This is a genomic window from Paenibacillus sp. J31R98 (assembly GCF_056269245.1).
The window spans coordinates 1,646,830-1,660,140 of record NZ_JBWDNO010000001.1; the positions used below are offsets into that span (position 1 = coordinate 1,646,830).

A 13,311-nucleotide genomic window follows, 5' to 3' on the forward strand; every position below is an offset into this window, starting at 1 on the left:
GCAGCCTTCATTTCTTCTAACACACATCCGTATAATGTGCAGTCTTAAGTTCCACTTGTCTCCACGATGATCGTCGTTACACTCTCCGCTTTATAAGTCCACTCGTTCAGAGTCAAACCATTATAAACACAGGCAAGGTTATCATCCTCTGATGTGACGTATACAGCAGCGTTCTTGATACGGATAGAATCTGAATCTGAGCCGAGCTGGAATTCGGAAGTTTGGGATTCTTTGCTGTTATTAATAACAACAAGTGTCACCCGCTGACCGTCTTGATCCGCATATGCTACCACTTTGAGCTCTGGATGAGCGACTTCAACTTCGATTCGAATATCTCCCGGACGTATGAATTTACTGAAATTGCCGAACGCCCATAGACGCTTGGTCTCTTGGAACGTCCCTTCCGATTCGTCAAGATAGACAAGTCCATCACGGAAATCATATCGGGATACGGCGATCCAATACTGCCAGGAAGTCACTTGTCCGACGGTAAGATCCTCTTGAATCAAATTCGCCATCAGGAGGGCCGATGACATACCGAAGTCCTTGCCCCCCTCCATCTCTGTCCATTCAGACATCCAGATAGGCAGTGTCGGCTGCTCCTTCTGAATCAACGTGGCGAATTCTTCTTTGAAAATGCCATTCGAGACATGCGGCACATAAGAGTGCACCGCGATATTGTCAATATACTCGAGCAGCTCCTGATCTTCAGCCAGCTTGTAATAGTACATTCTGGCGCTGGACCATTCCCCTGCTTCAATTGCAGATATGCGGATTGGCAATCCTTGCTCCTTGATACGACGAGCGAGAGCGCGGTACACAGATACACATTCCTCCGGCTGATAATGGCAGCCTTCTTGCCCATTCTGCGCATTCCACAGCCACATCGGCTCATTGATCGGCGAGATCCAATCAACCGGCAATCCTTCTTCTTGCACGAGATATTTAATTACATTAACTAAATACGTAGCAAAAGCATCCTCCATGCCTGCTTTGAAGTTGGATCTCCCTTCCTGATGCCCGGAGGTCATACCGGATTGCGTCATTCTTGCCGTTGGACTATTCGCGAAAGCGACGATTCGCTCTGCACCGCTTGCAACCGCCTGCTTCATGACGGCGACAGCTTGCGCGTCCCGGCTCCAGTCATACTCCCCTTCCGACACCTCATAGCTCTCGGCACGACGCCATGGATCTTCAATCTCTTGCCCATCTCCTGCACCGATATTGTGACGGTAGATGGTAAGCCCGATGCCCGTTTGCGGGTTAAACAGCAGCTCAAGCAGTCGCGAAAGTTCGCTTGGCTTCCAGCTTCCCGTATGCTGCGCCCACCAAGCTCCTGATGCGCCGAACCCCTCCATCCTCTGCTTCTTGTTCGCCAGATTTACTGTAATTCGCTTCATTGTTTCCATAACTCCCCCGCCTTTTTCATAGATTCTACTTGAACAATTGCCGGATGATTTGGAGTGCGCTTTTACTACGCCCGTACCGAAGCGGAAGGTCAAATGCGGTCGTTTGGGTGAGGACGCTTTTGGGATGAGTGAAGCATTGGAAGGAAAACACGCCATGATAAGCGCCTGAGCCGCTGCTGCCAACCCCGCCAAACGGCAAATGCGGATTCAAGAATTGGAACAGCGTGTCGTTAATGCCGCCTGTACCGAATGGCAGCTCGCGAATGACTTGCTTCTTCACTTGCTCGTTCTCTGTGAACAGGTACAGAGCGAGCGGCTTCTCTTGCTTCTTGATCTGTGCAATTGCTTCATGAAGCGAGTCATAAGGAAGAATCGGCAGGATCGGTCCGAAGATCTCGTCTTGCATGATCGCATGATCCCACGAAACCTCTGTCACGATGGTTGGAGCCAGCATTCTCTTCTGCCGGTCAATTTCACCGCCATAATAAACCATCGGCCCATCTAACAGGCGTTGCAAGCGGCTCAAGTGTTTGTCGTTGATGATGCAGGTGTAATCAGGGTTGTCTAGAGGCCGTGCCGTATGTAACTGGATCATCTCCTCTCTTAAACGCTCGCGGAATTGCTGCTCAATCGAGCGATGGACATAGATATAGTCAGGCGCGATGCAAGTCTGCCCGGCATTGAGTAGCTTCCCCCATGCGATTCTTCGTGCCGCAAGCGTGATGTTGGCACTCTCATCGACAATGGTCGGATTCTTGCCGCCGAGCTCGAGCGTAACCGGTGTGAGATATTGACTTGCTGCGGACATGATGAGCTTGCCGATCGAGCTGCTGCCGGTATAGAAAATGTGATCGAAACGTTCCTGCAGAAGGGCCGTCGTCTCTTCCGCCCCTCCCTCTATGCATGCGATGTACTCAGCCGGGAACGTATTCGCGAGCAGTTTATGGAGCAATGCAGAGGAATGGGCTGCCAGCTCCGAAGGTTTTACGATGGCGGTGTTGCCGCCTGCGATTGCCCCAATCAGCGGCGTAATCGTGAGCAAGAATGGATAATTCCACGGGGCGATGATGAGGTTCACGCCATAAGGATCGCGATAAATCTTGCTGCTGCTGCCAAAATGGGTCAAAGGCGTCCTCGCACGCTGCGGCTTCATCCAGCGCTTTAGCTGCTTACGAGCAAACGAAATCTCGTATTTGATGTAGCCGACATCTGCGAAGAACCCTTCCAGCTCGCTTTTATTCAGATCCTCGTGAACTGCATTCAGAATAAGCTGTTCGTTATCTGCAACAAGCCGATACAACTTCTCCAGCTGCTCTTTGCGAAATGCATAGGACCTTGTGGCGCCTGTTTGAAAGTAAGCTCTTTGAGCTGCAACAAGCTCAGAATAGGATGGCATCGCTCCGCTCTACCTCCAACCTTAGTATCATTAATTTGGCTTCTTCGCTGCCTGCTTGGAATAGCTCTTCAAATACATAAATCTCATAAGCAGACTCTCTAGCGGATGAATCGGTTTGAGCGGGCCGAACAATGAAGCACCAATAAGCGCTTTGCAATTCTTCTCCAGTACCATCGCAACTGCAGTGGCATCACTTCTCGAGCTTCCGCAGCATAATGCACCGTTCTGATGGAGAAGCACAGCAGAGGCACGTCTCAATGCACCAAGAATACGTGGACCATCCATTGATGGCACAGTCTTGGCAGAAGTACCCACAAGCTGAGCGAAGTCATCAAGAAGCGGACGAACGGTCAGGTCAGCTTGCGACACTGCGATTACACTTGGAGAGTCAGTATGTATAATGTAATTAATGTCATTAAAAGAATGATAAATATCGTTAAGTATCTTGAATTCCCTGGGGAGTGAAGCATGTAGCTCGCCCTTCTTCACATCTATCGCTTCACCATGATGAAACTTTAGCCTGAACCCTGTTTCTGTTCTCTCACTCTCGAAGGGAAGGTTGCCGATTCCCGGTACTTCTTCTATCTGCGGCTGTTGAGAGAGAGGCTTGCCGATTAGTCGAGAGACGGCATAACGATTCAGCTCCAACCAATCGACGCTGTTCCTGTTCTTACCGCTAAGTTGTTCGTATTGTTTGAAGGCGAAATCTGCACAAGACAGTTCCAAATCTGTAGCGACTTGGAACGCCTCTTCATCATTCGCCCCGAAGCAGAGCGAGCCATGGTTTGCCAAAATAACGGCTTGCCCACTCTTCTGCATCAGCGCTTTCGAGACTTTGCGAGCAAGCTTCTTCGTCGTCGGTAATGCGTAATCCGCGCAGATGACTTCATCGCCAAGGAGCGGATAATCCCCTGTTACTTTCATCGCCGATAATCCAGCCGTACTTATGACGGAGGCATTCTCCTGATGGGTGTGAATGACGAAGTGAACATCCGGATATTGCTTATACACCGCTGCATGCATCGCTTTCTCAGAGGAAGGCTTAACGTCGCCGCTATAGCTGCAATCGGATATCGCCACTTCGACAATATCTTCAGCCGTCAGCTGTAAGTAATCCCTGCCTTTAGGCGTAATGACGAAATGCGAATCGCTAATCCGGCAGCTGACATTTCCCCAAGTGCGAGCGATCAGCTTCGACTCCACCAGTCTTCGGCCTGCCTTGACGACTCGTTCTTTTGCTTCCTGTATGTCTTCGTTCACGCGTGAGCTCCCCCAGCCTTAAGTGGAGTATTAGGCTTTAACAGCAACCTGCCGGAATATGCGGTCGAATCGGACCAATACATCATCAATCATTTCATCTGTATAGGCAGCGCTTGTGTACAGCCTGCTGCCTGCAAGTGTCACAATTCCTTCGGCCATATAGGCAGCGCCCATATGCTCCATCTCTTTCTTCCGCTCCGATGTCGCTTTGAGCACGCTAGGGATGCGCCAAGGCATCGACCAATCGATTGCATAATGCAGTGTCCCAACGGTTTCGAGGTGACAGATCGAGCCTTGATTAAACGCGACAAAAGGCAGTTGATGCTGCGCGATAAGCGCTTTCAATCCTCGGGTCAAGATGTCCCCCATCTTGCCTGCGTGCTGCACCGCATTCGTTCTTTCCATCTCTTCAAGCGTATAATAACCGGCCACGCAGCTAAGCGGATTCGCCGCCATCGTTCCGCCGACGAGCGCCTTCTTGTGCTTGTCTCCCGACTGCAAGCCTGCTGACAAATACTTCATATACTGCTGCTTGCCGCCGAGGCCGCCTGCTCCCGGATACCCTCCGGCGACGACTTTGCCGAACACAGTTAAGTCAGGAGATACCCCATAATAACCTTGCGCCCCGCTCATACCGATTCGAAAAGCAGTGACGACCTCATCAAACACTAGCAGTGCGCCATACTTGCGGCATAGCGCTTCAACGCCTTTGTTGAAATGAAGATCGAGCGGCCTCGTTCCGCTCTCTGGACCTACAGGTTCAATCAGTACGGCAGCTGTGCCACCGCGCAATCGATTGAACTTCAGCTTCCGTTCAAGATCGTTCAGATCGCCGGGAAAGAACTCCTGCGTATACTTGAACATATGCCGCGGAACACCATGTGCCTGCGTCCATTTGGAGCCGGGGATCCGAATCCCGTATGCCAGCTGATCGCTCCAGCCATGGTAAGCGCCGCCCATCTTAAGAATATGCTTCTTCTTGGTCGCTAGTCTTGCGACTCTAATGGCAGCCATGCACGCTTCGGTACCTGATCCTAGCATGCGGAACATCTCTACCGATTCGATATGCTCAGCGATTTTCTTCGCTAGCTTATATTCATATTCATGAAACAAGCCCGTTGAAGGACCGCATTCATTCAGCAATTCAATGACTTTGCTGCGAACTGCGATTGGATTGCTGCCAAGCACAGTCGGGCCGCCTGCCTGCAGGAAATCATAATATTGATTGCCGTCAATATCGTACAGATAAGCCCCTTCCGCCTTCGTGAATACAAGTGGAAACGGGTGATTGAAGGCAAGATTATGCTGCACGCCTCCAGGAATTACATGAACTGCTTCCTCAATCATAGCCTTGGACTTGGCGCACTTCTTCTCATAATAATTGAGTTCGTAGGCTTTCAACGCCTCGGGTTTAATCGTATGAATCGGTTGATTGATTAAGGCATCGAGCTGTCTTATGATTGCAGCCGTATCTGGGTACTCGGAAATCGCGAATTTATTATCCATGATCGCCCTCCACATAGTCATCGGAAGTGTTCAACATGCCTGATTTTAAGTGTGAGTGAACGTTCACTCACGATTTCAGTATAGTAGCCTACCGCCAATTGTCAACAGAATTGTCAGAATGATTGCAATAGTCCAATTGTATGCTAGAATGTGAGTGAACGTTCACTCACTCATTATTTCGAGGTGCCTACTCATGCTTGAAGACCACTACTCCGATTCATTCAAGAAAATATCGCAAGATAAGCGGGATAAAATAGTAAATGCCGCGATTATCGAATTCGCTGAACATGGATATGACAGCGCCAACATTAATCAGATTGCCCAGAAGGCCGAGGTTAGCGTCGGCTCACTCTATAAATATTTTGGCAGCAAAGAAGATCTGTATCTCATGATCATTCGCATCGGAATCGAATCCACCAAGAACGTGCTCGAGGATATCATGCGGAGCAAGCAAGATTTCCTTAGCCGCATTGAATTGATCATTCGGACGATCCAGCTCCAATCTCGGGAGAATCTTCATCTGACGCGGTTATATAATATTATGGCGGCGGAGAGCAAATCCGAGCTTGCCGGTCGAATTGTGTCCGAGATGGAGAATGTCACGGCCGGGCTCTATGCTTCGTTCATTGCAGAGGCACAAGCCACCCACACGATACGGTCAGATATTCATCCGCAATTGTTTGCTTTCTTTCTCGATAACCTCTTCATTACGCTTCAATTCTCCTATTCCAGCGACTATTACAAGGAACGTCTGCGGACGTTTGCAGGCATTGATATTCATGAGCAGGATGAGCTTGTTGCAGAGCAGCTGCTGAAGTTTATTAAAGGAGCTTTCTTCTTGAATTAATCTTGAAGTGCTGAAGTTGACCCTATCCGTGCGAGAGGATGCTGGTTCATGGCGGCTTATGTGATTGCGTATGACGTAGGAACTACAGGGATCAAGACCTGTCTCATCGAAGTTTCGGACACGATCAAACTGGCGGCTTCCGCTACGGAGCACTATAAGCTGTACGTGATGGAGAACGGCGGCGTCGAGCAGGAGCCCCAGGACTGGTGGGATGCGATGCGCATTACCACTGAGCGCGTACTGCAGTTATCAGGCCTCCCTGCCGAAAGCATTCAAGGGATATCGTTCTGTGCCCAGATGCAAGGGCTCGTACTCGTCGATAAGCACGGTGTGCCACTGCGTCGTGCCATGAGTTATATGGATCACCGGGCGAAGCGTGAACTGAAGGAAGGCATTGCGAACGGTCTGCAGATTGCTGGAGCAAATGTGTTCAAGCTGCTCAAATCGCTTTCCATTACAGGCGCCGTCGCATCGAGCGTCAAAGACCCGGTCTGGAAGTACAAATGGGTGCAGCGCAATGAACCGGACGTGTTCCGCAAAGTCTTCAAGTGGCTTGATGTGAAGGAATACCTCATCTGCCAATGTACCGGAGAGTTCATAATGACCCAAGACAGCGCATTCGCCGCTCTGCTCTATGATACTCGGAAAGGCAAGGAATGCTTCAGCGAAGCGGTTTGCAGCATGTATGGTGTTGATATGACTCACCTCCCTCGTATTGTTCGCAGCACTGATATGGTCGGACGCCTCACGAAAGAAGCTGCAGCCCAGCTGCATCTAGCGGAAGGCACGCCAGTGTTCGGCGGGGGCGGCGATGTTTCGCTCATTGGTATTGGCGCGGGCGCTGTCGATCCTGGAAGCACGCATATCTATTCGGGAACTTCCGGCTGGGTATCTACCGTCGTGAACCGACAGCTCGTAGATGCATCGGCGATGATTGCGGCGATCGTTGGGGCGAATCCTGGGACTTATAACTATTTTGCCGAGCTCGAAACCGCGGGTAAATGTCTGGAATGGGTCAAGGATCATCTTGCGCTCGATGAGATTAACATTTATCTGGAGAAGAAGCATGTATCGGAGGCTTATGAATCGCCATACGAAAGCCTATACGATTACATGATGGATGCGATAAAGAACGTGCCTGCCGGCAGCAACGGGGTTATCTTTACGCCTTGGCTGCATGGCAATCGCAGCCCCTTCGAGGATGCCAACGCGCGTGGCATGTTCTTCAACATTGGCCTCGAAACCGGCAAAACCGAGATGATTCACGCGGTTCTCGAAGGGATCTGTTATCACCTCAGATGGCACCTTGAGGCGCAGGAGAAGAAGGTGAAGACGTCGCCTGTGATTCGTTTCGTCGGCGGCGGTGCGCTCGCTCCCCTCACCTGCCAAATCCTCTCCGATATTCTCGGCCGCGAAGTAGAGACCGTCGAGAATCCGCACAATGTCGGCGCTGTCGGCGCTGCAATCATTGCAGCCGTTGGCCTCGGCTGGATTGACCGGGTCGACGACGCCCGAACACTGGTCAAGTCGAGCGCTCGCTACACGCCTAATAAAGCGAATAAAGCCGTTCATGACCGGAACTTTAAAGTGTTCAAGGCGCTGTACAAGAACAATAAGAAAGACTTTCTGCTGCTTAATGCGAGCAAGTAAGGCATCATGAGACCGCCAGGGGGCTCTCAGCTACTAAAAACCAGCGCTAAAGCCATTTCTGATTTGTGAGAGTCGAATTTTTTGACTCTCAGCTTCATTTTCGCGTCGTTTGGCAGCTGAGAGTTCGATTTTTGGACTCTCAGCTGCTAAAGACCCACGCTTAAGCCATTTCTCTTTACCGAGAGTCGAATTTTTTGACTCTCAGCCTCATAATCGCCTCGTTTGGCAGCTGAGAGTTCATTTTTTCGACTCTCAGCTGCCCAAAGACCAGCTTCTAAGCCATTTCTCATTCGCGAGAGTCGAATTTTTTGACTCTCAGCTTCATTTTCGCTTCTTTCGGCAGCTGAGAGTTCGATTTTGGGACTCTCAGCTGCCAATGACCAGCTTCTAAGCCATTTCTCTTTAGCGAGAGTCAAATTTTTTGACTCTCAGCCTCATATTCGCGTCGTTTGGCAGCTGAGAGTTCATTTTTTCGACTCTCAGCTGCTAAGGACCCGCGCTTAAGCCATTTCTCATTTATGAGAGTCAATTTTTTTGACTCTCAGCTTCATTTTCGCGTCGTTTGGCAGCTGAGAGTTCGATTTTTCGACTCTCAGCATCTGATTGATTGTTCATCACGCATCATTCTGGCAGGGCTTCGAATCTAAGAATGAGAGAGTAACTACGTGTCAGTAAAATCCTATTCTCGCTGACTCATACTTCCTTGATTGACAAGGAATCCGCGGACGGTTTGCGTCCCCTTCCCTGCTGGGAGTAGTACTTTCTTCTGACACAGTTGATGTAACACACGATACGCTTTGAATCGACTGAGGTTCAGCAGCACCATCACATCGCGTGGACGCAGCGGGCGGTCGAGACGCAAGGCGTAGCGCAAAATCTCGGACTCGATGAGATCGTCCACTTCGATGGTCGAACAACGATTGCCTCCAAGCCAGCGTCCTATGAATTGCTGCAGTGTTTGTTCGCACATGCGCGGCCTCTCGTTTATATCATCGTATGAGAATCGGAGGATTTGCCATCCGTCGATGATGAGATGATTTTGGCGCATCAGTGAATCGGCGAACTGCCACCGTGTGACTTTGGAGGAATGAACGCCGTACCCATCTATCTCGATCGCAAGTTTAATTGGAGACTGAATGAATGCAAAATCCAGATAACGTGATCCGTCTTTGAAGTCTGCCACCTCGTATTCTCCTTGAAGATGGTCGAAGCTTCGGAAAGCAGGATACCATACCTTCTCCAGAAATAACTTCTCCGCATGACCATGCCCTTCCTCAAGCCGCTGCTTTCTATCCCCTTGTGCGCTTACTCGCTGCTCCTCATACCAATTCTGATAAGCCATCTGAAAGTTCACTTGTCCACTCTCCTCGCTCGCTTATTCAAATAAAAAACCGCCCAATCCGGGACACGTCGTGTCCAGAATGAGCGGTGTGTTCTTCACAACCGTATGAATTTCTTAAACCTTACCATAGCATTTGGAATGCCCTTATTCATTACCTGTTAATCGTGGAAATCAAGCCCCGAGTGAACTTCCTTCACATACTCCGCGCGGATACAGAAGTCACCGAAGTGCTCCCCTTCTCTACGCTCCTTCGCATACTGGAGCAACATCGGACGCAGCTCGCTGAGAATCTCGTTCTCGCCGATATTCTCGCGATACAGCTTGTTGAGCCGGTTGCCGGCAAAGCCGCCGCCAAGGTACATGTTGTATTTGCCCGGTGCCTTGCCGATGAACGAAACCTCCGCCAGAGCTGGGCGAGCACAGCCGTTCGGACAGCCGGTCATCCGGATAACGATTTCATCGTCGCGCAGACCTGCTTCGTCCATGACCAGATCCAGCTTATCGATCAGCGTAGGCAGATAACGCTCCGATTCCGCCATCGCGAGTCCGCATGTCGGCAATGCGACACAAGCCATCGAATTACGACGCAGCGCAGAATATACGGAACCGTCAGTCAGATTGTAGGTCTCAATCAGCTGGTCGATTTTCTTCTTCTTCTGGCTGGATACGTTCCCGATAATGAGGTTCTGGTTCGGCGTAAGGCGGAAATCGCCTTTATGAATCTTCGCTATCTCGCGCAGCCCAGTCATCAGCTGGTAACCGGCGTCATCCTTCACACGGCCGTTCTGAATGAACAATGTATAATGCCAGTTGTTGTTGCTTCCCTTCACCCAGCCGTACCGGTCTCCATTATGGTCGAACTGATACGAACGCGCTTCTTCCAGCTTCCAGCCTAAGCGCAGCTGCAGCTCCGTGATGAACCATTCGAGTCCGCGATCGTCAATCGTATATTTGAAGCGTGCATGTTTACGAACCGCGCGGTCTCCATAATCACGCTGGATCATGACCGTTTTCTCCGCAACCTCAATCATCTGCTCCGGCGTAATGAAGCCGATCGTGCGCGCAACCTGCGGATACGTCTTCGGATCCCCATGCGACATCCCCATTCCACCGCCGACCACGACATTGAAGCCGAGCAGCCGTCCTTGCTCATGAATGGCAATGAAGCCAAGGTCTTGAGAGAATACATCCACTTCATTCGCTGGCGGAATTGCGATACCGATCTTGAATTTACGAGGCAGGTACACTTTGCCATAGATCGGTTCCTGTTCTACTCCGTCATCGCTGCTGGCAACCTTCTCCTCATTGAGCCACAACTCATGGTATGCTCTCGTATGCGGATCAAGATGATTGCTGACGCGCTTCGCCCACTCATAGACCTCTTCATGCACTTCGGAGAGATAAGGGTTCGGATTGCACATGACGTTACGGTTGACGTCTCCACAAGCAGCGAGTGTGCTCAGCAGCTCCTCGTTCACTTCTTGGATAACGGACTTCATATTCCACTTAATAACGCCATGCAGTTGGAAAGACTGCCTGGTTGTCAAACGAATCGTATCATTCGCATATTTCTGCGCGATCCGGTCCATCATGAGCCATTGCTCAGGAGACACGATACCGCCGGCAGCGCGAACACGAACCATGAACTGGTAAGCAGGCTCCAGCTTCTGCCGATTCCGTTCATTACGGACATCACGGTCATCTTGCATATAGCTGCCGTGGAATTTCATGAGACGGTTGTCATCTTCAGAGATCGAGCCGGTAATCCGATCCTGCAACGTCTCTTCCAGCGTTCCGCGCAAATAATCGCTTCTATCCTTGATCGCCTCTACATCGCTATGCGGTGCACTGTTTGGCGACAGCAAGTTATTGTCAGACATTCCGCTTACCTCCTTAGTAGACATCCCGTTGATAGCGTTTCTCTTGCTGCATCTTCGACAAGTAAGCAGCTGCTTCTTCTTCGTTCAAGCCGCCTTCTTGCTTAATAATCGCGAGCAGTGTTGCCTGAACGTCATGCGCCATTTTCTTCTCATCTCCGCAAATATAGACAACGGCTCCTTCTTGCAGCCATTGATACAAGTCTTTGCTGTGCTCTTGCATACGGTGCTGGACGTACACTTTCTGATCCGTATCCCGCGAGAATGCAACGTCCATCCGAGTCAGAACGCCTTCCTTCAGCCAGCGCTGCCATTCCACTTGATACAGGAAGTCCGAAGAGAAATGCTGATCGCCGTAGAACAGCCATGTCTTTCCTTCTGCACCAACTTCTTCACGCTCGCCGAGGAATGCTCGGAAAGGTGCAACTCCCGTTCCAGGTCCAATCATAATAATCGGCGTATCCGGGTTCGAAGGCAGCTTGAAGTTCGAATTCTCTTGCACGAACAGCGGCAGCTCTTGGCCTGGTTCGAGCCGTTCAGACACGAAGGTCGAACAAACGCCGTAGCGGACTCTTCCCAAGTTCTCATAATGGACTTTGCGAATGGTCAGATGAACCTCTTCGGGATAAGCTTTCAAGCTGCTTGCGATGGAATACAATCTTGGAGGCAATTTACGCAGCTGAGCCGTGAATGCCTTAGCGCTTAGCCCCTTCAAGTCATAATCCTGTACCAGATCAAGCAGATCCCGGCCTTTGCAATACGCTCTAAGCTCCTGCTCTTGACCTGGTTCTAACAGCTGCTTCAGCCCGCTGTCCGGGGCTACATCCGCTAACTTATCAATAAGTGCAGGAGTCAAAACCGTTATCTCATAATGGCTCGTTAGTGCATCCTTGACCGCGCAACGCTCGGAGCTCTTATGAATAGGCACTTTCGCATCCGGCTGCCATTCCATCGCTTCTATCAATTCATCCACAAGCCGCGGATGATTCTGCGGGTAGATGCCGACACTGTCGCCAGGCTCATATTGGATGCCCGAGCCTTCCAATGAAATCTCGAGATGGCGTGTCTCGCGATCGGCGCCTCTTCCGTTCAAGTTCAAATTCTCAAGCACATTCGCTTGAAAAGGATTGGATCTCGTATATTCCGTCGATTGTCCGCTCAGCTCAGAAGAAGTGCCCGCTTCGGCGGCCAAAGGTGACACCGCTGCCGATGCAGTCTCTGCTGCTGCTGCAGTTTGCCCCGTTGCCTGCAGCACGCTAGTGAGCCACTCCTGCGCCGATTCCTCGAAGTCGACGTCACAATCGATTCGCGAAGCAATCCGCGTCGCGCCAAGCTCTTCCAAGCGTGCGTCGAAATCTCTACCAGTCTTGCAATAGAATTCATAGGACGTATCGCCAAGTGCGAGCACGGAGAATGACATCCCATTCAACTGCGGCGCCCGCTTGCTATGAAGATATTCATAGAACGAAATGGCATTGTCAGGCGGATCGCCTTCACCGTGCGTACTTACGATGACGAACAAATTCTCAACTTTCTTGAGCGTGTTCGGCTTAAAGTCAATCATGGATGAGAGCGTAACCTGCAGCCCTTGATCCTGCAGCTTGCCTGCAAGCTTCTTCGCGAGCTTGTGGCTATTGCCGGTTTGCGACCCGAAGAGTACGGTCGCTTCTTTGGCTACTGCGACTGCCGGTGCACTTGCGGCCGGCGCTCCTTGCGCCGTAACCGTAACACCTGCTTGTACGCCAACTTGCTGATAAGCCGCCAAATAGCCGCTTAACCAAATTTTCTGTCCTTCCGTCAACGTAGGCAGCAAGCGGTTTAGAAGCTCCGCCTGCTCTTGCCCGAACGGACTGTTCGTTACTTGCAGCATCTCTCTCGTACACCTCACTTTTCGCGCATTATGAAATATTCCGATCATTCGGATTTCAATGACAAACATTCATATATTTACCCTACCACGCCTTGCTTGGTTGAACAATACAGATGATCTTATAACATTTATAAGGTATTCCAATAAAGCACAT

Annotated in this window: 10 protein-coding genes; 2 read left to right on the plus strand and 8 right to left on the minus strand. The window is 50.6% G+C overall.

Going from position 1 to position 13,311, the window contains the following annotated elements:
* Nucleotides 1-44 precede the first annotated feature (44 nt).
* Genes AC0YNX_RS07430 through AC0YNX_RS07445 form a run of 4 tightly spaced genes read right to left on the minus strand, consistent with a single transcriptional unit; the run spans nucleotide 45 to nucleotide 5,571 of the window.
* A complete protein-coding gene (locus tag AC0YNX_RS07430) occupies nucleotides 45-1,409 on the minus strand; it encodes a glycoside hydrolase family 30 protein (protein ID WP_475814984.1) in 1,365 nt (454 codons plus the stop codon).
* A gap of 25 nt (nucleotides 1,410-1,434) precedes the next feature.
* On the minus strand, nucleotides 1,435-2,805 hold the full coding sequence (locus AC0YNX_RS07435; RefSeq protein WP_475814985.1) for an aldehyde dehydrogenase: 1,371 nt from the start codon (nucleotides 2,803-2,805) through the stop codon (nucleotides 1,435-1,437).
* 30 nt (nucleotides 2,806-2,835) lie between these two features.
* Nucleotides 2,836-4,065, minus strand: coding sequence for a class II aldolase/adducin family protein (locus AC0YNX_RS07440; RefSeq protein WP_475814986.1), 1,230 nt, complete (start codon nucleotides 4,063-4,065; stop codon nucleotides 2,836-2,838).
* 30 nt (nucleotides 4,066-4,095) lie between these two features.
* Nucleotides 4,096-5,571 (minus strand): aspartate aminotransferase family protein, encoded by a 1,476-nt coding sequence (locus AC0YNX_RS07445; protein ID WP_475814987.1) that lies wholly within the window; start codon nucleotides 5,569-5,571, stop codon nucleotides 4,096-4,098.
* 193 nt (nucleotides 5,572-5,764) lie between these two features.
* Between AC0YNX_RS07445 and AC0YNX_RS07450 the strand changes: the two genes are divergently transcribed.
* A complete protein-coding gene (locus tag AC0YNX_RS07450; RefSeq protein WP_475814988.1) occupies nucleotides 5,765-6,418 on the plus strand; it encodes a TetR/AcrR family transcriptional regulator in 654 nt (217 codons plus the stop codon).
* A 48-nt stretch (nucleotides 6,419-6,466) separates the two neighbouring features.
* Nucleotides 6,467-8,068: a xylulokinase gene (locus tag AC0YNX_RS07455; RefSeq protein ID WP_475814989.1), complete on the plus strand. Its 1,602-nt coding sequence runs from the start codon at nucleotides 6,467-6,469 to the stop codon at nucleotides 8,066-8,068.
* A gap of 146 nt (nucleotides 8,069-8,214) precedes the next feature.
* On the opposite strand, the gene AC0YNX_RS07460 is transcribed toward AC0YNX_RS07455, so the two are convergent.
* From AC0YNX_RS07460 to AC0YNX_RS07475, 4 genes are all read right to left on the minus strand, one after another.
* Complete coding sequence (locus tag AC0YNX_RS07460; RefSeq protein ID WP_475814990.1) at nucleotides 8,215-8,445, minus strand: hypothetical protein; 231 nt, start codon at nucleotides 8,443-8,445, stop codon at nucleotides 8,215-8,217.
* Nucleotides 8,446-8,747: 302 nt separating this feature from the next.
* Nucleotides 8,748-9,422 (minus strand): DNA-binding response regulator, encoded by a 675-nt coding sequence (locus tag AC0YNX_RS07465; RefSeq protein ID WP_475814991.1) that lies wholly within the window; start codon nucleotides 9,420-9,422, stop codon nucleotides 8,748-8,750.
* 146 nt (nucleotides 9,423-9,568) lie between these two features.
* Nucleotides 9,569-11,290 (minus strand): assimilatory sulfite reductase (NADPH) hemoprotein subunit, encoded by a 1,722-nt coding sequence (gene cysI / locus AC0YNX_RS07470; protein WP_475814992.1) that lies wholly within the window; start codon nucleotides 11,288-11,290, stop codon nucleotides 9,569-9,571.
* 13 nt (nucleotides 11,291-11,303) lie between these two features.
* Nucleotides 11,304-13,157 carry an assimilatory sulfite reductase (NADPH) flavoprotein subunit gene (locus tag AC0YNX_RS07475; RefSeq protein WP_475814993.1) on the minus strand — a complete coding sequence of 618 codons (1,854 nt, stop codon included), beginning with the start codon at nucleotides 13,155-13,157 and terminating at the stop codon, nucleotides 11,304-11,306.
* Between the last annotated feature and the right edge of the window lie 154 nt (nucleotides 13,158-13,311).